At 63.2% G+C, this 17,999-nt stretch carries 19 protein-coding genes; 10 read left to right on the plus strand and 9 right to left on the minus strand.

Going from position 1 to position 17,999, the window contains the following annotated elements:
• Window positions 1–48: 48 nt before the first annotated feature.
• The 4 genes from D9599_RS25160 to D9599_RS25175 all read right to left on the minus strand — a co-directional run bounded on the left by D9599_RS25160 (window position 49) and on the right by D9599_RS25175 (window position 4,598).
• Window positions 49–1,617, minus strand: a complete 1,569-nt coding sequence (locus tag D9599_RS25160; protein ID WP_198384047.1) for a class I adenylate-forming enzyme family protein — start codon at window positions 1,615–1,617, stop codon at window positions 49–51.
• A gap of 46 nt (window positions 1,618–1,663) precedes the next feature.
• Window positions 1,664–2,803, minus strand: a complete 1,140-nt coding sequence (locus D9599_RS25165) for an FAD-dependent monooxygenase (RefSeq protein ID WP_198384048.1) — start codon at window positions 2,801–2,803, stop codon at window positions 1,664–1,666.
• 64 nt (window positions 2,804–2,867) lie between these two features.
• Window positions 2,868–3,764 carry a 3-keto-5-aminohexanoate cleavage protein gene (locus D9599_RS25170; protein ID WP_255531664.1) on the minus strand — a complete coding sequence of 299 codons (897 nt, stop codon included), beginning with the start codon at window positions 3,762–3,764 and terminating at the stop codon, window positions 2,868–2,870.
• A 252-nt stretch (window positions 3,765–4,016) separates the two neighbouring features.
• Window positions 4,017–4,598: a TetR/AcrR family transcriptional regulator gene (locus D9599_RS25175; protein WP_198384050.1), complete on the minus strand. Its 582-nt coding sequence runs from the start codon at window positions 4,596–4,598 to the stop codon at window positions 4,017–4,019.
• 273 nt (window positions 4,599–4,871) lie between these two features.
• Here D9599_RS25175 and D9599_RS25180 point away from each other — a divergent pair, with 273 nt between their 5' ends.
• The 9 genes from D9599_RS25180 to D9599_RS25215 all read left to right on the plus strand — a co-directional run bounded on the left by D9599_RS25180 (window position 4,872) and on the right by D9599_RS25215 (window position 11,795).
• Window positions 4,872–5,651 carry a crotonase/enoyl-CoA hydratase family protein gene (locus D9599_RS25180; RefSeq protein ID WP_198384051.1) on the plus strand — a complete coding sequence of 260 codons (780 nt, stop codon included), beginning with the start codon at window positions 4,872–4,874 and terminating at the stop codon, window positions 5,649–5,651.
• Window positions 5,652–5,693: 42 nt separating this feature from the next.
• A complete protein-coding gene (locus tag D9599_RS25185) occupies window positions 5,694–6,830 on the plus strand; it encodes an acyl-CoA dehydrogenase family protein (RefSeq protein ID WP_198384052.1) in 1,137 nt (378 codons plus the stop codon).
• Window positions 6,831–6,920: 90 nt separating this feature from the next.
• Complete coding sequence (locus D9599_RS25190; RefSeq protein WP_198384053.1) at window positions 6,921–7,835, plus strand: NAD(P)-dependent oxidoreductase; 915 nt, start codon at window positions 6,921–6,923, stop codon at window positions 7,833–7,835.
• 66 nt (window positions 7,836–7,901) lie between these two features.
• The gene (locus tag D9599_RS25195; RefSeq protein WP_198384054.1) at window positions 7,902–8,657 is read left to right on the plus strand and encodes a CoA transferase subunit A; all 756 of its coding nucleotides are present in this window, start codon (window positions 7,902–7,904) and stop codon (window positions 8,655–8,657) included.
• Window positions 8,658–8,670: 13 nt separating this feature from the next.
• The gene (locus D9599_RS25200) at window positions 8,671–9,318 is read left to right on the plus strand and encodes a CoA transferase subunit B (protein ID WP_198384055.1); all 648 of its coding nucleotides are present in this window, start codon (window positions 8,671–8,673) and stop codon (window positions 9,316–9,318) included.
• A 747-nt stretch (window positions 9,319–10,065) separates the two neighbouring features.
• Window positions 10,066–10,302 carry an AbrB/MazE/SpoVT family DNA-binding domain-containing protein gene (locus D9599_RS25205; protein ID WP_198384056.1) on the plus strand — a complete coding sequence of 79 codons (237 nt, stop codon included), beginning with the start codon at window positions 10,066–10,068 and terminating at the stop codon, window positions 10,300–10,302.
• Entirely contained in the window at window positions 10,299–10,706 is a 408-nt protein-coding gene (locus D9599_RS25210; RefSeq protein WP_198384057.1) for a PIN domain-containing protein, read from the plus strand. The genes D9599_RS25205 and D9599_RS25210 overlap by 4 nt, the downstream gene beginning before the upstream one ends.
• A 67-nt stretch (window positions 10,707–10,773) precedes the next feature.
• The gene (locus D9599_RS32040) at window positions 10,774–10,908 is read left to right on the plus strand and encodes a hypothetical protein (protein ID WP_255531661.1); all 135 of its coding nucleotides are present in this window, start codon (window positions 10,774–10,776) and stop codon (window positions 10,906–10,908) included.
• Window positions 10,908–11,795: a tyrosine-type recombinase/integrase gene (locus tag D9599_RS25215; RefSeq protein WP_198384058.1), complete on the plus strand. Its 888-nt coding sequence runs from the start codon at window positions 10,908–10,910 to the stop codon at window positions 11,793–11,795. The genes D9599_RS32040 and D9599_RS25215 overlap by 1 nt, the downstream gene beginning before the upstream one ends.
• A gap of 608 nt (window positions 11,796–12,403) precedes the next feature.
• On the opposite strand, the gene D9599_RS25220 is transcribed toward D9599_RS25215, so the two are convergent.
• Together D9599_RS25220 and D9599_RS25225 are read right to left on the minus strand one after the other, a co-directional pair.
• The gene (locus D9599_RS25220) at window positions 12,404–12,583 is read right to left on the minus strand and encodes a DUF3309 domain-containing protein (RefSeq protein ID WP_198384059.1); all 180 of its coding nucleotides are present in this window, start codon (window positions 12,581–12,583) and stop codon (window positions 12,404–12,406) included.
• Between the two features lie 326 nt (window positions 12,584–12,909).
• Window positions 12,910–13,224, minus strand: a complete 315-nt coding sequence (locus tag D9599_RS25225) for a hypothetical protein (RefSeq protein WP_198384060.1) — start codon at window positions 13,222–13,224, stop codon at window positions 12,910–12,912.
• A 162-nt stretch (window positions 13,225–13,386) separates the two neighbouring features.
• Between D9599_RS25225 and D9599_RS25230 the strand changes: the two genes are divergently transcribed.
• Entirely contained in the window at window positions 13,387–14,055 is a 669-nt protein-coding gene (locus D9599_RS25230; RefSeq protein WP_198384061.1) for an AraC family ligand binding domain-containing protein, read from the plus strand.
• Here D9599_RS25230 and D9599_RS25235 read toward each other — a convergent pair.
• The 3 genes from D9599_RS25235 to D9599_RS25245 form a co-directional block, all read right to left on the minus strand.
• Window positions 13,946–15,115, minus strand: a complete 1,170-nt coding sequence (locus D9599_RS25235) for a histidine kinase dimerization/phospho-acceptor domain-containing protein (protein ID WP_198384062.1) — start codon at window positions 15,113–15,115, stop codon at window positions 13,946–13,948. The two genes, D9599_RS25230 and D9599_RS25235, sit on opposite strands and share 110 nt — an antisense overlap.
• A complete protein-coding gene (locus tag D9599_RS25240; protein WP_198384063.1) occupies window positions 15,108–15,941 on the minus strand; it encodes an alpha/beta fold hydrolase in 834 nt (277 codons plus the stop codon). The genes D9599_RS25235 and D9599_RS25240 overlap by 8 nt, the downstream gene beginning before the upstream one ends.
• 92 nt (window positions 15,942–16,033) lie before the next feature.
• Window positions 16,034–17,443: a globin-coupled sensor protein gene (locus tag D9599_RS25245; RefSeq protein ID WP_232480889.1), complete on the minus strand. Its 1,410-nt coding sequence runs from the start codon at window positions 17,441–17,443 to the stop codon at window positions 16,034–16,036.
• Window positions 17,444–17,999: the final 556 nt, after the last annotated feature.

Below are 17,999 nucleotides of genomic sequence, written 5' to 3' on the forward strand. Positions count from 1 at the left end.
CCGCTTCAGACGATGCTTCTGCAGGTGCCCTGGCCCGCGGAGCCGAATTCAATCCGCCGTTTGATTTGAGACATCAAAGCGATTGCGTAGATCCTTGCGCAGCACCTTCCCCGCCCCGCTCCTCGGAAGGTTGTCCATGATGAGGACGAGCTTGGGGCACTTGTAGGAGGCCAGATGTCGGCGCACGAACTGGATGATGTCGCCTGGTGTTAATGCTGACCCCGGCTTCAACACCACGGCCGCAACCACTTTTTCAACCCAGCGGGCGTCCGCTACACCGAGGACCGCTGCCTCCAGGATCTCCGGGTGTCGGTAGAGGACTTGCTCCACCTCCGACGGAAAGATGTTCTCTCCGCCGCTGATCACCATGTCGCTCTTGCGATCGACAATGTAGAGGTAACCTTCGTCATCGATCCGGCCCAAATCGCCAGTCCGCAGCCAGCCATCCGAAAGACTTGCGCGGGTAGCATCATCCCGACCCCAGTATCCCGCCATGATCTTAGAGCCACCGACGAGGACCTCGCCGATATCGTCCGGAACGCCAATGTCTCGGTCGATACGGACCTGAACGCCTCGGAGTGCCTGCCCACAGGAGAGGAGGAGGTGTTCGCGCTCGCTATTCCGCACCGCTTCCTCATGGTCGGAGGGAAGAAGAGCCGTCACCATGCCAGCTTCCGTCGACCCGTAGCACTGAAGGAAATGGCAGTGGCTCAGGACGCCCATCGATCGCTGGAGAAGCTCCACGGGCATAGAGGACGCAGCATAGAACACAAGGCGCAACGACCGAGCGGCGGCAACAGTGCCAGGTTGTCCGATCAGGTCGCCCAGCATCGTGGGTACGAGGTGGACGTTCGTGATGCCGTTGGTCTCAATCGCGGACAGAGCGTCCGCTGGGTCGAAAGCTGGACGGATGAACGTCGTGCAGCCCGTGGCGAAGCTCGCAAACAGATGATACCACATGCCGCCGACGTGAAAGAGCGGCATTACGGCTAGGGTCACGTCCGCGTCGCTCAGGCCCATGGCTTCGGCGGCCGAAACGGCGGCGTTCTCGACCAGAGCATCGTGGCGAAGCATCACACCTTTTGGGCGTCCAGTCGTACCGCTAGTGTAGGTGATGCAGGCGATGTCGTGCGGTGCCGGACAGTACTCCGGCTCGTCTTCCGCGGCGTCGGCAAGCAACTCTTCATACGACAGCCAACCTGCGCGCGGTGGCCCCAGAGCCACGAAGTGCGTGACATCCGCAAGGTTAGGGCGTTCGGCGTCGATGGCAGCAATCTGCCCCTCCTCCACGACGAGCACGGCAGGCGCACAGTCCTGCACGACAGCAACAAGTTCGGGCATCGCAAGGCGCCAATTGAGCGGTACAGCCAACGATCCGGATTTTGCCACACCATAGAGCTCGACGTACTCTATGCAGTTACGGGAGAGAAAGGCGACGCGGTCGCCTTTGCGGATCCCAAGGCGCTGCAACGCGTTGCACAGCCGATTGACGCGTCCGTTGAACTGCGCAAAGGAAACCTGTCGGTTTTCATCGACGAAGGCCACCTTGCCGCCGCGCAGACTAGCGTTGCTGCATATCACTTCACTCAACGTTGTCGGCTCGCCATCTGGCGTCACGGCACTTACTCCCCTTCCACCGATCTTTTTGTCGGCTGTGTTTCGGTCAGCCCGTGCCCTGTAGAGAGTTTTCTTCGTAAGCTTGCACAAAGTGTGGAGACATGCGGCGTAGCCGCTCGCGATCAAGCCGGCCCGAGCGACTGATGTAGCTCATGGCGAACTCCCAAGGAGCTAAGCGCATGTGCTCGGGGAAGTGCTCGTACCACTCTGCGCTGGTGTTTGCGGCGTGCGTCAGCTTCTGCAGGATCGGGCGCCGGGCTGCCTCGTAAGCCGCAAGCGCGTCAGGAACACTGTTGGGGTGCTCTCCAACTGCCTTGGCGAGTGCAATGACGTCTTCGAATGCCAAGCGTGTGCCAGAGCCAATTGAGAAGTGAGCGGTGTGTAGCGCGTCTCCCACCAGGACACGGTTCCCGACGGACCAGCGATCGTTGTGAACGATCGGAAACTGCCGCCAGATTGACCGATTGCAAATGAGCTCAGCGCCCTCCAGCTCCTCCGCGAAAACATTTTGACAGAGCAGACGCGAGGCGTCCTCGTCCATCCGTTCGAAGCCCGCGCTTTGGAAAGTTTCTGGATCGACTTCGACGATGAAGGTACTGAGCTCTGGTGAGAATCGGTAATGGTGCGCATTGAAGTGACCCAGTGGGGTTTCCCGGAAGGTCTGTGTCAAAGTGTTGAACGTTCGGCGCGCACCGAACCAGGCGAAGCGGTTGTTGAGGTAGGTGACGGTTGCTCCGAACTCCTCAGCATGTGTTCGCCGCACGAGTGAGTTAACCCCGTCCGCCGCCACAACGATGTCGGCATCAGCCAGCTCATCGAGGCTCTTGACCGTCACCCCAAACCGCGGTTCGACGCCGACCGACCGAGCACGTTGCTGCAAGATCTGGAGCAGCCTTAGGCGCCCAACGGCAGTGAAGCCTACCCCATCGATCCGAATCGACTGCCCTTGATGGCGAATTGTAATGTCCTTCCAGGCCTCCAAGTCACGTACGATCGCGTCGTGGGTTTCTGGGTCATCAGCCGCGAGGAACTCAAGAGCGCGATCGGACAGGACTACCCCGAAGCCGAACGTCACATCGGCGGCGTTCTGCTCGTATAAATCGATTTGCGCGTTCGGGTTCTGGCGCTTCAAAAGGTAAGCAGCGTAGAGCCCAGCCGGCCCACCGCCGAGGATGGCGACCTTCATCGTTCTTCTCCGTACTGCGATCGATGTCAGCCCCTGGCCGTGTGGCCAGGAGCGGAGAACCCGCTTAGTTTGCGGAGCGGCCTGGTAGGCCGATCATCTCCCGCGCCTCACTTGCGCTCGCAGGCTCATGCCCGAGCTCGCCGAGGATTCGGACAGTCCGGGCGACGAGCTGTTCGTTGGTCGCAAGCTGCCCGGGGGCATAGTAGTTGTTGTCCTCCAACCCGACGCGGACGTGACCACCGAGCAGAATGGCCTGCGTAGTTGCGGGCAGCTGCGCCGAACCGATCGCGCTGACGCAGAAGATTGTCTGAGGGGGGAGCAGCCGCACCATCATCTGGAGCGTGTCGGCGGTGTAAGGCATCGCGCCCTGGAAGCCGCGCTCGGCTCCCAGCACCATGTTGATGAAGTACGGGGGCTTATCGAGGCCCTTCTCGATGGCACGAGTGACGTCCTGCAGGATATGCTCCGGACTGAAAACCTCCCACTCAGGCTTTACGCCCCGCTCCTTGAAGAGCCGTGCCATCTCCTCGCATCGGGTCGGAGTGGTCGCGACTAGGATCTCCCGGCCGCCGAAGCTTGCCACCACGGTCTGAGCGTCGAGGGTCGCCATTTCCGGGTTGGCTTCAATGCCCCTGAGACGTTCTTCGTAGGCGATCTCCCACAAGCCGTTCGGCAGCTCGCGAACCATGTCTCCGTTGATCCCACCGCCGGTGGAGTTGTTAATGACGATGTCGCAGCGTTCGCGGATCATGTCGTTCATGCGGCCATAGATCGCAGGGTCGCAGGTCGCCTCGTCATCAGGACGGCGAGCGTGCAGAGCGGCGACAGCAGCCCCCTCCTTGTAGGAGCGGAAGACCGCTTCAGCGATTTCCTCGGGTTGGGTCGGAAGGTTCGGGTTCTGCTTCTTGGACGCCATTCCGCCTGTCGGCGCGACCGTAACAATGACTTTCCTCGGCCCCATAGCATTCCCTCCGACTTTCTTGTGCAACCCTTCAGGCAGCCTGAACAATACCTTTGGGTATGGTCGGAATTAGACTCAGTCCGGCTTGACTGTCAATCGAAAAACAAACCCTGAGGTATGGTTTGGGCTGTGGGGAAGGGGCGAACACCAACAGGGCTTTGAAGCGTGATCTTCCCTCTTGTCGGCACTTCTGGTCAGGCTCGGGAGCAGAGATGCTAGGCGTACAGTAGTGCCTCTCTCACCTTGGCAGGCCTACGGGACCAAGAACTCTTCTCCAACCTTGCACCCCAATTCCGCCTCACCCTTAGGGTCGTTAGACTGGAGGATGCGCCCCCCGATCACAAAGGACATATGCAGGAACGCATAGGAGGCGGCTTTCTCGTCATCTAGCCCTGCCTCCTTGTACAACTCGTGGAGGAAGGCGAGCCGTCGAGCGTCCACCTCACGGACGACGTCCGCGACCCGAGCGTCGCGACGGGCAAGGTCCCGCAGAAGGAGTTCCAGAGGCCCCCCCGGCACATCCGGGCGAGGTGCCATAGCAATTCGGACGATGCGACGAAGTCGTCCAATCGGCGACCCGACGGAGTTGCGGATAAAGCCCTCGATTTCGCTCGTCATGCGACGGCGCCACGTATCGACAACGGCGTCCAAAAGGCCTTCGCGACTGTCGAAGTGCCAGTAAAAGCTGCCTTTCGTAACCCCGAGCCGCTCGGCAAGAGCATTTACGGTCAGGGCTTCTAGCCTATCGCGAGAGAGAAAAATGATCGCCCCATCGATCCAGTCCTCCCGGCTCAGCCTTCCACTACCCTCATCTCCACGCCCCTTGGCCGACATGCGAGACGCCGCAGCACCTAAGGTTCGAGCCAAACGGAAGTCTCCTGATCGATCCTGCAACGAGTACAGCTGTTCCAGCTGGCCTACTACACGACGGATAGGCAGGTGGCCACGCAGCGCCTCTACCGAAGAGCACCAGCTTCCAGTTGTCCATACCCTTCGGTTTGTTTATTGACTTCCTTCAATTCAGACCATACTTATCGGTATGGTAATCGTGAGAAGCCGGCTTGGCTAATTAACGGTCGGCGTCACCGCCAGGGAGTGGGCGTAGGAATGAACAATCAGGCAACGTCATTCATCTCCTGCGAGCTGCGCGGGGCAGTGCAGGTGCTCAGCTTCGAGCGGCCGGACAAGCGAAATGCTGTGAACGAGGCGACGCTTGCGGAGCTGCGGCGATTGATCACCGATGTGCCTCCCGAAATCCGCGTCGTCGTGCTAGCCGGGGCTGGTGAGCACTTCTGCGCTGGCCTCGACCTCGCCGAGCAGAAGGAGCGGACGCAGATCGAGGTCATGAAAATCTCGCGCGAGTGGCACGCCGTGCTCGATCAACTGCAGTACAGTGGTCGGCCTGTTGTTGTAGCACTAACTGGAGCTGTGATCGGCGGTGGATTCGAAATCGCGACCGCAGCACACGTTCGGGTGGCCGACGAGACCGCTTTTTTCCGCCTGCCTGAAGCGAAGCGCGGCTTCTACATCGGCGGTGGAGGGAGCGTCCGCATCTCCCGCGCGATCGGCCTGAGCCGGATGACGGAAATGCTGCTGACCGGACGGACGTTGGGCGCGGAGAAGGCGGAGCTTATCGGCCTTGTTCATGAGGTGGTGCAGCGCGGCGATGCGAAGACCCGCGCGCTAGAGCTCGCTGAGGAAATTGCTGGCAACACGCCCTTTGTGAACTTCCTTGTCACCAACGCGCTCCCACGGATCACCGACATGTCGGCCACCGATGGCCTCTTCACCGAGAGCCTGGCGGCTGCTTTGTCGCAGGACGCCGGAGAAGTCCGCAGCGGCATCGACGCCTTTTTCGCTAGCCGGCCTGCCGCCCGGAGCGAGTGACCGGTAGTCACTGAGCCAAAATAGCTAAGGGAGGGCGAGAACATGGGGCCGCAACTTGACGAGGACCAACGCGAGTTTCAAACGAACCTCGCGCGCTGGGTGGACGAGCGGCTTGTCCCTCGCGCGGAGGAGCTCGATCACTCCGGCGATTTTGCGCGCGATCTCTTCGTAGAGCTTGCGGAGCTTGGCTACCTTGGGTTGATGTATCCTGAGGAGTATGGCGGCTCCGGTGTCCCCAATCCGCACGTCTATTTCACGATCCTTTGTGAAGAGCTCGCGCGTGGCTCGATGGGCTTCGCCGCCACTGTGTGCATGCATGGCTCAACTGCCACGCACACGATCCATGCCTGGGGCAGTGAGGATCTGCGGCAGCGCTACTTGGTTCCAGCACTTCGGGGGGAGAAAGTCGGCGCATTCGCCATCACGGAGGCTGGCGCGGGTTCGGATGCGGCCGCCGTCCGTACTCGGGTAGACCGCGTTCAGGGAGGATACCTCCTGAACGGGACTAAGATGTTCACCTCGAACGGTGCCATCGCGGACTTCGTTACCATCGTCGCGACGAGTGAACCCGGGAAGGGAGCGAAGGCGCACGGGCTCTACCTTGTGGACACAACATCTCCCGGTTTCTCTGTCGGACGTCGATTGGAGAAGTTCACGACACACTGCTCGGATACCGTAGAGCTAGTGCTGCAAGACGTGTTCGTGCCTGACAGCCAAAAGTTGGGGGACAGCGCAACGAATGCATACAAGGCCCTTACGGTAGACCGCATCTTCACTGCGGCGCTTGCCCTTGGAACCGGTCGCGCCGCTTACGATGCAGCGGTTCGCTATGCTGGGGAGCGATCCCAGTTTGGGCAGCCAATCGGGAAGTTTCAGGCCGTGCAGTTCCGCTTGGTAGACATGCTGGCGAAGCTGGAACAGGCGCGTCTGTACACCTACCACGCCGCTAGCCTAGCGGATTCCGGACAGTCGATCACGACCGAGGCCGCCCTTGCCAAGATCATCGCCGCGGAGAACTGTAACGAGGTCTGCCAAAAAGCTATGAGCGTGTTCGGCGGGTGGGGCTTGATGACTGAGTTTCCAGTACAGCGCTTCCTCCGGGACTCTTACTTCCCGATGGTAGGCGGCGGCACTGGCGACATCATGCGGCTCGTCGTCGCGCGTCAGATCGGCTTGTAAGGCAGCCATCTCACGCGCCTTCTACCTGTGATGATGTGATCGGCGGCGCACGAGCAGGAGCTTCCGCCTACTCGTATGGGAGATCCTTTGATGGACGGAGTGGCTGAGCTCGGGTTGGTAGGCGTCGGGAACATCGGATCGGTGTTCGCCGATGCCTTCCTCAAGGCGGGTCATCGGGTAGTCGGTTTCAGTCGCCCCGAGAACGACGGCTTCAAGGAAAGAGGCGGCATATCCGCCAACACGGCGCGAGATATCGCCCAGGCGGTTGAGCTGGTCTTCTGCTGTCTGCCGGACGAGCGGGCAGCTGAGGAATGCTATGGGGGGCCAGATGGCGTCCTGGCAGGACTGCGGCCCGCAAGTATCGTCGTGGATCTCGCGAGCTACACCCTGCCGTTCAAGTCACACCTTGCCGAACAGGTCGCCCAGGCTGGCGCGCTAATGATTGACGGCGAGGTCAGCGGCACGCCGGACATGCTGCGCTCCGGCGGCGGAAGTATCTACCTCGCTGGCGACGCCGCGGCGGTCGAGCTGTGCCTGCCTTTCTGCGGTTTGGTGACCGGTGAAGTCTTCAACCTTGGCTCCTTTGGAGCAGCCACCAAAATGAAGTTGGTGAACAATCTTCTGTCGGCGGTACACACGGCGGCCGCGGCGGAGGCAATGGCACTGGGCGTGAAGGTGGGATTCCAGCCTGATCTCCTCGCGAAGGTCCTCGCGAGTGGCTCAGGAAGTTCGAAGTTTCTGGTGTCGCGTGCTCCTGTGATGGCATCTCGGCAGTTCGACAGCTCCACAGGACGGCTAAGCGTCTTCTCCAAATATCTTGAGCACATCCCGGACCTCGCCGACAACGCTGGCTGTGCCACCCCTCTGTTTGATGCGGCAAGGCGCTGCTTCCAGGCTGCTCTGGATCGCGGCTGGGGCAGCCGCGACATAGCCGTCGTGTATGACGTCATTCAGGAAATGAGCCGTTCCGACCACACTGTGCCCGAGCAACACGAGCCGACGTAGAGAGGCTGCGGCTACTGTGTCCGCCCAATTAGAACGGCCATCGGCCCACCAGAGAGGAGAGATGCGTTGAGCAGGAAACTCTACCCCGACGCGCGGGCTGCGCTGGACGGCGTGCTGCGCGACGGGATGCTCATCCATTCGGGCGGCTTCGGCCTCTGCGGCATCCCCGGCCTGTTGATCGAGGCGATCCGCGACAGCGGCGTGAAGAACCTCACCTTCGTCTCCAACAACGCCGGTGTGGACGATGCCGGGCTCGGCCTGCTGCTTCAGACACGGCAGATCCGGAAGATGATCGCCTCCTATGTCGGCGAGAACGCCGAGTTCGCCCGGCAGTACCTGGCCGGCGAGCTGGAGATCGAGTTCAATCCGCAGGGCACTCTGGCCGAGCGCATCCGCGCGGGCGGCGCCGGCATTCCCGCCTTCTTCACCCGCACCGGCGTCGGCACGGCGGTCGCCGAGGGCAAGCCGACCCAGGAGTTCGATGGCGTCACCTACGTCATGGAGCGCGGGATCATGGCGGACCTCGCCATCATCCATGCGTGGAAGGCCGATCCGGAGGGCAACCTCGTGTTCCGCAAGACGGCGCGGAACTTCAACCCAATGATGGCGACCGCCGCCCGGGTGACGGTCGTGGAGGTGGAAGAGATGGTCGGGCAGGGCGAGCTGGATCCGGACCACATCCACACCCCCGGCATCTACGTGAAGCGCATGATCGTCGTGCCCAACGGCACTGAGAAGCGGATCGAGCAGCGCACCACTCGCAAGCGCACCGAGCCCGCCACGCCGGCGGCCGCCGGCACCGACCCCCTTCCGACCCGCTGAGGAGCGCCCAGCCATGGCCTGGACCCGCGACGAAATGGCCGCCCGCGCCGCCCGCGAGCTGGAGGACGGCTTCTACGTAAACCTGGGGATCGGCATTCCGACGCTGGTCGCCAACCACATCCCGGAAGGCGTCTCCGTCCAGCTCCAGAGCGAGAACGGAATGCTCGGCATCGGCCCCTTCCCCTTCGAGGGCGAGGAGGACCCGGATCTTATCAACGCCGGCAAGCAGACCGTCTCGGAGCTGCCCACCACGAGCTTCTTCTCCTCGGCGGACAGCTTCGCGATGATCCGCGGCGGGCACATCGACCTTTCCATCCTTGGCGCCCTGCAGGTGGCCCAGAACGGCGACCTCGCGAACTGGATGATCCCTGGCAAGATGGTGAAGGGCATGGGCGGCGCCATGGACCTGGTCGCCGGCGTGAAGCGGGTGGTCGTGCTGATGGAGCACACCGCCGGCGGCAAGCCGAAGCTCCTCAAGGCCTGCAACCTGCCGCTGACGGGGCAGGGCGTGGTGGACTTGGTGGTGACCGACCTCGGCGTCATGCAGATCGACAAGCAGGCGGGAAGCATGCGCCTGATCGAACTGGCGCCCGGCGTCACCGAGGAGGAAATGCGCGCCAAGACCGAGGCCGAGTACGAGGTCGCCCTGCAGGCCGCCTGATGCGGCCGCCGGCTGTCCGGCGGGAGGGGGCGGGCCGCCTTCCTTCGAATCAAGGCGGCAGTGGACGGCATGGCTGCACTACAGGTCGAACAAGTTGGTAGTGGATCTTACCACCAGGATCAGGGTCGGTTTCGGCGGATTTGTCAGAGCTCGCGCCGGGAGCCGAATTGGAGAGGTGGTGCAGGCGCGGCTAGGCTCCTGATCGCGGCTTCGTCGCCATCGGGTCCTTGGATCGGACCCGATCAGCTGGATTCTGCGACCCGAAGCCCTTTGTGAAAGGGGGCCAGGGTAGCGCCGGCAAACGCTGCTCTACCTACGACGAACGCTTCTTTCCATGTGGGGGAGAAGACAAGCCGCCTCAAATAAAGCGCAGGCATGATCGCGATAGGCAGGGCGCCTGCCGCGGGTCACTGGCTTGGCAGCTTTCCAGTCCTCAGCGCCCCTCCCCTGCCCCACTGGATTGTCGGCTCCCAGCAAGCCGATGGCCGTGTTTCAAAAGTTCGAGCGCCGTAGTTCGTGGCAACCGCCCCCTCCCCGCCCCTTGGGCACGATAATCACTAGTTATCGTGCGCAGCTCGCCGGAAAAGCCCGGTTTTGGTGAGGTTTTCGGGCTTCTTGGGAGGCCAGCGCCGCATTCCGTCACGGGCCGCGCCATCCCGTCCGCTAATCCTTCTTTCCAGACGGAACCTCTTGCTCGCATTCGATGGAGGATATACGTTGCTCCGTGTAGATCCAAAGGAGACCCTGATGCAGGTGAGCCGCTGGGGCAACAGTCTGGCCGTCCGTCTTCCCGCTGCCCTCGTCGAGACGCTTGGTCTGCGTGAGGGCGACGAGGTCGCTATTGAGGTCGCTGACGCCCGTACCTTCCGCATCAACCACGATCCCCGGCGCGACGAGGCGTTGGAGGCGCTGCGCGGCCTTGGCTGGTACCTGCCCGAGGCCTTCCGCTTTTCGCGCGACGACGCCAACGCGCGCGGCGAATGACCCCTCCCTTCCTCGACACCAACATCCTGCTCTACGCCGCCCTGCAGCCCGACCCTCGCTCCGAGGCGGCGAGAGCTCTGCTGGCCCGCGGCGGCGTCATCAGCGTGCAGGTGCTCAACGAGTTTACCGCCGTCGCCCGGCGGAAGCTGCACCGGCCCTGGCCGGAGGTCACACGGGCGCTCGGCGCCATCCGCACCCTCTGCCCTGCGCCCCGTCCCCTCAGCCTCGCCGTGCACGAGACCGCCCTCGGCCTCGCGGAAGGGCTGGGCTACACCATCTACGACGCGCTGATCCTCGCCTCGGCGCTCGAGGCCGGCTGTGACACGCTCCTCTCGGAGGACCTGCAGCACGGGCAGGTGGTCGAGGGGAGGCTGACCATCCAAAACCCCTTCGCAGCCTCGTGAGCGCTGCCAGCCCCCCTTCCTGCCCGCTGGCGCGCTCCGCCTCTCCACCACGCTCCTCGGTGACCTCGTGGTTTCGGACGGCGCTGCCCGCGCCACCGAGCTGCAGGCGCTCTCGGCGCGCGCCGCCGTTTACGCCACCCGCGCCCGCGGCGAAGGCACCCGCCGCGCCTATCGCTCCGCCTGGAGCGCCTTCGAGGCCTAGTGCGCCTCGCTTGGCCGCGAGCCGCTGGCGGCGACCCCGAGACGCTCGCCATGTACGCCGTCCGCTGCGCCGACCACGGCCTCACGGTGGCCAGCCTCCGCGTCCACCTCGCCGCCATTCAGGCGGCGCATCGCCTCGCCGGCGTGGCCCTCGACCTCCGCCACCCGCGCCTCATCATGGTTCTCGAGGGCATCGCCCGCGACAAGGGCACCCGCCCGCGCCAGAAGGCCGCCGCCGCCGGACCCGAAGTGCTCCGGCTGATGCTAGCCACCCGCCCCTCCCCCACCACCGCGCTCGGCGCCCGCGACCGGGCGCTGCTGCTGCTCGGCTTCGGCGCGGCGCTCCGCCGGAGCGAGCTCGCGGGGCTGTCGCTCGGCGACGTCACGCCCGTTCCCGGCCGGGGGCTCCGGATCCTCGTGCGCCGCTCCAAGACGGACCAGTGCGGCGCCGGCCAGGAGGTCGCCGTCTGGGCCAACCCCAAGGAGCCGGGCTTCTGCCCGCTCGCCACCCTCGAGGCCTGGCTCGCCTTCCGCCGGAAGGGACCGGACATCACTGGCGGCGCCTCGGATGAGGAAAGGCCGCTCTTTGTCGGCATGAGCAAGGCGGGCCTTCTCACAAGCCAGATGCTCTCCGACAAGGCGGTGTGGCGGCTGGTCAAGGGCGCGGCCGAGGCGGCGGGGCTGGAGGGCTGGGAGCGCTTCTCGGGGCACTCGCTGCGCGCGGGGCTCGCCACCGCGGCCGGCGAGGCCGGTGCCGACCTTGCCCAGGTCATGCGACAGACCCGGCACCGCTCCGCCGACGTGGCCCTCGGCTACCTTCGCCCAGCCGACCTCTGGCGCAACAACCCGACGAAGGGCATTTGGGGCGAGCCAGGCGACGGGGGTTGATCGCGGGGAAACTGCCGGCGGTGCAGAGTGGAACTTGCCCGTTCGTCCGACGCTGCCGCCGGTGACGGCAATCACAGTGGCTGCTGAGTTGGATGCACAGTGGCGGCAATCAAACGAAGAGCCGCCGGCGCCTGTCAGGACACGTCCTGCGGCACCGGCGGCCTTATCCAGTGCTTAGCTGCACCAGGTCGCCGATCTGATATCAATTCAGAATGAGCGGCGCCAACCTTACTTGGGGCTGGCAGCTACTTCTAAGCAGCAAATCTAACCGTCGGGGACCGTGCATCCCCGCTTTATGGCACCCCGAAAGCCATGAGCCGGCGGGACGATCGTCCCCTGGCGTTGCGGCAGCGAAGCAAAGCCGAACGCCGTAACCCAATCAGAGAAGCGTAGTATCTCTTTTGTGCGGTGCAGCAAAGCCAAATCGCGACATTCGGCCGTGCTGCTACTGGTTAACCGCCGGCTAGACGATGATGCACAGCGTCTGCAGCAGGACGCGCGGATCAGACAGGATGCCGATGTTCTTCACGTGGAAGAAGCCGCCGCTGAGCTTGGCACCGCGTTCGGTGAGGCGAGCGCTTCGGCGAACCCGCGCTGTCGAAAGCGGCCTACAGCCCGCCGAGCCGGCCGCCGCCCCCGCCAAACACCAGATAGATAATCAGGACGATCACCAACAACCCAAGGATCCCGCCAAACCCTCCGCCGCCATAATAGCCGGACCGGTAGCCGTAATACCCACCCCCGCCAAACAGCAGGAACAGCACGATGATGATCAGGATGAGGGACATCGCAAAACCTCCGCGCGTCAGTGCCTGAGGAACCGCCCACCCGTGCGTTCCGCCCCACCAAACGGGGAGAAGGCACCAGGCACCAAGCCATCAACCAACATACGTCGCGTGCCCATTGTGGGTTTCAGTGCCGCCGCAACCTCTTCCATAGCCTCTGTAGGCAGGAGGCGCTGGACAGCACATCGGACACAAACGTAACCACTACCTGGACAGCTGAGAGGCGGGTGGCGGTGTTCACCGTCATTGATCACCATCGCGCGTCAGCGCCACGAACTTGGGCTCGATGCTGTGGCGGCCCCAATCCGGAAGGCGGGCAGCGAGGGTGGCTACTTCAGCCGGATGACGTTTGAGGGCGCCTGGGGCTGCTTGCCAGCAGCTGTGACCCTCGAAACGAGCGACGGCGAGACATTCCACTGGTGCCCATCGTCAGTGATGATCGTAACGGTCTTACGATTGTAGCGCACCAGCATGCCCTCCACTTGGCCACGCCCGTCACCTTGAAAGGTGACCCGGTCACCAACCTTGAACTCCAGCATCTGCCTGTGGGCCCGCATGTGCTGCAGGAAGCGGAGGCGCTCGACAACACGTCGGTTGAGGTCGATCAGTTCGCTTTCGGTCAGAGCGTCGATGTTGATCGCCATTGGTCTGCGTCCTCCGCGCTGTGAGGAGCGGCAGCTTAGGATCGGCTGCGCTCCTGACCAAGTTATCTCTGGCTCAGGCAAGCCAGTGTGACTTGCCCTGGAGCCGCGCGCGAGCACTATCGACTTACCGAAACATGACTGCCAACCATGGAGTTCAGAGGCGTGACGGAGAGCCTGCACCGGGCAGAGCAGCACCGATCCGCCATCCCCCGTGTCGAGGCTTTCGCGCTCACTTCCAACCGCTCCTTTCCCCGCCATGCCCATGACCAATTCGGCATTGGCGTCCTCCACGCCGGTGCCCATGGTCCTGGAGTGGCATCGGCCACGTCGAAGTCCGGTGCCGGCGACATCATCACCGTCAACCCGGGCGAGATGCACGATGCGGGACCTGTGCAGGGCGGCGCGCGGTCCTGGCGGATGCTCTACCTTGATCCGGATAACGTGACTTTAGCGCTGGCGGAGGATTTACGCGGCGACGCAGAAATTACCCTTCCCGTCCTGCGCGATCCTCTTCTTGCGGACCGCTTCGTCCAGCTTTTTGCCAGTTTGACCGTGCCGGACCCCGATGCACTCGGTGCGGAGGAGCACCTGATGCGGGTGCTCGCCCATCTTCTTGCTCGTTGTGGCAGTCGTCCACTGCACAACGATAACCGCACACCTGCCGACGCCTTCTTCGCCCCCAAGCTGGTTCATGCAACGCAGTCTGATGCAGACACATTGCTCAGCTCGCTGCAAAGAAAAGTACCAAAGATGCTCCTCCCCTTTCGTCCAACGTTAAGCTCAGCTTGCCTCCATGAAGAACCGCTATCCGCGCGGCAATGGTTATGTTGACACCTGCTCCTTGAAGCCCGCGGTGCAGCACCGCCGGCGCATCGAGAGGAACCCCGACACTCGCCCGCATCTCCTCAGAGAGGAGCAGAGTAGAGCAGCTCACTTCGATCCTTGCGGGCGCATCAAAATAACGGAGCCGAAGCTCTGCACCCGGTCCAGCCCGGTAAGCGAAGTCACGCAAGCTGCAAGACACCGCCTCTGCCGCAAGCTCTTTGTCAAGAGTGGCGAATACCTCGTCACCCTCTTCCAGCCTGGCGGTCACCTGCGCCCGCTCAATCATCGCAGCGGCACGGAACAGTCCTGCCCGGGCAGCACCATGCAGGCTCGCGGTGTGGAGATCCAACCGCTGCTTCAGCTCGTCCAGTTGAGCATAGCGGGTGGTATCCTCCAGCAGTTCCAGCAGGTGGGCTGCCGCATGCGCAATGTCCCGTGTCCAGTCAGCTGTGGGTACCACCCGCTTCTGCTCTGCAGCCTCCACAAGCAGATCAGCGAAGCCAGTGATGATGCTGATCGGGGTACGAAACTCATGGTTCATCGCGGCGAAGAAGCGCACCTTCGCCAGGTTAGCCGCTTCAGCAGCGGCAAGAGCACGGCGTGTCTCGACTTCGGATCGTTCCGCACGATCCCGCGCATCGATCAGCTGGGCCTCATACCTGCGGTAAGCCGTTGCATCGAAAAGCGCTGTCCTGGTGAGGAGCGGCGTACCGTCGGAAGCATGTCGCACAACGGAGTTCATCAGCACCGGGAGACGACTGCCATCGGTGCGCACCAGTTCGAGTGCGATGCCGTCGGCCGCACCGGCCGTCTGGAGAAGCGGGATGTGACGGGTCGCATGCACGATCCGCCCTGCCGGGGAAAGGAGGTCACCGAAACGCCGGACTCCGGTGACCTCATCCGCTCGGTAGCCGGTCCAGCGGCAGAGGGTTTGATTGATTTGCAGGATCTGCCCGTCGATTGCCTGGCTTGAGAGGTAGCCGAAGGGTGCCTCCTCGTAGAGGTCCTCGGCGCTCTCTTGCACGAGCTGCAGGGAAAGGCGGCTTTCCCCGCTGGACTCAGGCAAGCGAGGCTCCGGCATCCGGCAGGAAGTTCTTGATCGCCTTCGTTGTTTCGACGGGGGCGCTGAGGTGTGGGCAGTGACCGGACGTGTTGATGACGACGAGCTTGCTGCCGGCCAAGTGCTGGTGGACGTAGTCGCCGACGGAGAGCGGGGCGATGCCGTCGTCGGCCGACTGGATGATCAGGGTCGGGGTTTGAACCCGCTCCAAGTCTGCACGATTGTCGGAGGTGAATGTCACCCGCGCGAAGTGACGCGCCACTTGAGGGTCGACGCGACAGAAGCTTTCGACCAGCTCCTCGGTCAGTTCGGGGCGGTGAGGGTTAGCCATAATGGTAGGCGCCATGGCACGGGCCCAGCCATCATGGTCGGCCTCCAGCAAGATCAGGAGAGACTCGATGTCCTCTCGCGTAAATCCACCCTGGTAGCCATCGTCGTCAATGTAACACGGCGAGGGACAGACAAGTACAAGCTGAGAGAAGCGCTCCGGCTCCCGCACTGCGGCAAGGACCCCGATCATGGCGCTGACGGAGTGGCCCACAAACACCACGGGCTCCGGCCCGAGCGCATGGCATATGGCAAGTACGTCGTCGGCGTAGCCGTTGAGCGTGGCGTAACGGTCTGGGTCATACGGCACCCGGCTGCGGCCGGATCCTACGTGGTCAAAGAGAGCAGTGCGATAGTTATCTGTGAAGCCAGGCGTAACAAGGCGCCACATCGAAGCATCACAGCCATACCCGTGTGCGAAAAGGATTGTGGGGCCAGAGGTGCCGGCAAGGCGAAGATTGTAGCGTGCCACCGTCGGATCAGCGTTGGAAGGAGCGGAGAACATCTCGTCGCCACCTCTGGCTTGTTTTGGTCAGGACTTATCAACTGCTCCAGAGAATGGAACTGGCGCGGAAACCCGCAAGGACAAGACCGCCCTCAGGCGGCACGCACGTCCGTAAGAAAGCCATCCACCGCCAGGCGCAGCACACCGGACTGCGCCGAAAGGTCCCTAGCGGTTCCCGCCAGCTCGCCAGCCACCTTGGACGTGTCCGTCGCATCCGTGTGGATGTCACCCATGAGTGCGCTCACCCGCTGATTTCCCGCCGCGGCGTGTAGCGCGCTGCGTGAGATTTCCCCTGTCGCGGCACCCTGCTCCTCCACGGCGGCGGCGATGCCCGTGGTGATGCCGCTGATCTCATTGATGACGTGCGAGATCCCCTCGATCGCTTCCACAGCCTGACCGGTGGACGCCTGGATGGCCGCGATCCGCCCACCGATCTCCTCCGTGGCCCTGGCGGTCTGGGTGGCGAGCGCCTTGACCTCGCTGGCCACCACCGCGAAGCCCCGGCCAGCCTCACCCGCGCGTGCGGCCTCGATCGTGGCGTTCAAAGCCAGAAGGTTGGTCTGCCCGGCAATGTCACCGATCAGCCGAACCACGTCACCAATGCGGCTCGCATTCTCCGCCAGCGCCTGAACCAGGGTGTCGGTGTCCCGCGCCTGCTGCGCGGCTTTCCCTGCCATGGCTGAGGACTGGCTCATCTGCCGCGTGATCTCCCCGATGGAGGCTGTCAGCTGCTCCGTGGCGGCGGCCACCGTCTGCACGTTCCCGTTCGCCTCATCCGCTGCCAGCGCGGCCGAAGCGGAGCCTTCGGTGGTGCGTGCCGCGGCTTCCGCCATCGGGATTGCGGCAGCCTCCATCTGCGCGGAGGAACTGGCAACGCTCTGAACCACGCCGCCAATCTTGGCCTCGAAGCCCTGTGCCAAACGGTCCAGCGTCATGCGGCGGGATGCCCGCTCGGCGGCGACATAGGTTTCCAGCAGAACCTCAAGGTCGAGCCAGGCGACACGGTTCAAGGCCGCGACCAGCACCGCCCTGCCCCGAGCCGCCTTGCGTCCACCGAAAAGCCAGGCAACCGAGAGGCCCAAGGGCAGCGGCACGTCCAGCCCGAGATCTCGGCAGATCGCGGCGCCCACGGTGGAGTGGCAGATGGCCACCGCGTAGCTCGGCACACCGTGTTTATAGAAAGCCTGGGCCAGCCGCTCGGCCGACTCCATGAAGCCCTCGCCCAGCTCACCAGAGACCACGCGCTGCCAGTGAGCAACGCGGATTTGGTGCACTTCGGGTGTCATCAGCGCGGATTGGATCTCCGGCCAGCTGGCGAAGGCCGGGTGCAATTCCGCAATCAACGCGGGCAGCCGTTCCTGTGCGTAGCCGGATTGTCGCCGCAACAACACCAGATCGTTTTCTGTGATGCCAAAGGCATCCAGCCGCTTGCGCTGAGCGGGGTCGACTGCTGTTGCCATGATTGTTTCTCGTTTCCTGACCAGAGGACACGCGTCGTCCAAAACCTGCGACGCTATTCCCGCATCTGCTGCCCTTTCATGAATTAATTGTTAACCGACTAAAAGACTTGGTTATTGATTGTCGAGCAGCGCGGCGCCGCCGTCCTTCAGCAAGGACACAAAGCTCATCCTGTCTCTTGGCGTTCCAACTTCGAATGCCTCCTGTCAACCGACTGCCGCAATAGCCTTCCCAGCCGGAGCTACCGCCGCCCAGGGTAGGAACCAGACCTATGCGCCTAGCCAAGGCCAAAGCGGGCGACACAATGCCATGCCCGTTTGGCCAACTGGTAGTCCATGCCAGCAATCCGCCCCGATCTCCAAGGGTGTGACGAAGCCAAAAACGCTTATGGAGGCGAGTGCATCGGCGGCAGCTTGGCCGCGACAGCGTTGGCAGGCCTCGAGCCGATTAACCGGCAGGCGGAATCCATCCGTGCCACTCCACCGCACAAGGCAAGAGGCGGGCTGCGGTTTCAACGCGTGTGCTCTTGAAGCAGAGATCCAGCACGACAGCCTCGACGTTATCGGCGATCTGCAAGGGTCCATGCACATGAGCCTCAAT

This window comes from Roseomonas sp. KE2513, from assembly GCF_016107305.1.
In the GTDB taxonomy this organism is placed as follows: Bacteria; Pseudomonadota; Alphaproteobacteria; order Acetobacterales; family Acetobacteraceae; genus Roseomonas.

Excerpts from the sequence above, each read along its gene's own strand:
- D9599_RS25200 (WP_198384055.1), top strand. The coding sequence starts at position 8,671 with ATGGCCTGGACCCGCGACGAAATGGCCGCCCGCGCCGCCCGCGAGCTG.
- D9599_RS25210 (WP_198384057.1), top strand. The coding sequence starts at position 10,299 with ATGACCCCTCCCTTCCTCGACACCAACATCCTGCTCTACGCCGCCCTG.
- D9599_RS25180 (WP_198384051.1), top strand. The coding sequence starts at position 4,872 with ATGAACAATCAGGCAACGTCATTCATCTCCTGCGAGCTGCGCGGGGCA.
- D9599_RS25170 (WP_255531664.1), bottom strand. The coding sequence starts at position 3,764 with ATGGGGCCGAGGAAAGTCATTGTTACGGTCGCGCCGACAGGCGGAATG.
- D9599_RS25225 (WP_198384060.1), bottom strand. The coding sequence starts at position 13,224 with ATGGCGATCAACATCGACGCTCTGACCGAAAGCGAACTGATCGACCTC.
- D9599_RS25190 (WP_198384053.1), top strand. The coding sequence starts at position 6,921 with ATGGACGGAGTGGCTGAGCTCGGGTTGGTAGGCGTCGGGAACATCGGA.
- D9599_RS25205 (WP_198384056.1), top strand. The coding sequence starts at position 10,066 with ATGCAGGTGAGCCGCTGGGGCAACAGTCTGGCCGTCCGTCTTCCCGCT.
- D9599_RS25185 (WP_198384052.1), top strand. The coding sequence starts at position 5,694 with ATGGGGCCGCAACTTGACGAGGACCAACGCGAGTTTCAAACGAACCTC.
- D9599_RS25165 (WP_198384048.1), bottom strand. The coding sequence starts at position 2,803 with ATGAAGGTCGCCATCCTCGGCGGTGGGCCGGCTGGGCTCTACGCTGCT.
- D9599_RS25240 (WP_198384063.1), bottom strand. The coding sequence starts at position 15,941 with ATGTTCTCCGCTCCTTCCAACGCTGATCCGACGGTGGCACGCTACAAT.
- D9599_RS25175 (WP_198384050.1), bottom strand. The coding sequence starts at position 4,598 with ATGTCGGCCAAGGGGCGTGGAGATGAGGGTAGTGGAAGGCTGAGCCGG.
- D9599_RS25220 (WP_198384059.1), bottom strand. The coding sequence starts at position 12,583 with ATGTCCCTCATCCTGATCATCATCGTGCTGTTCCTGCTGTTTGGCGGG.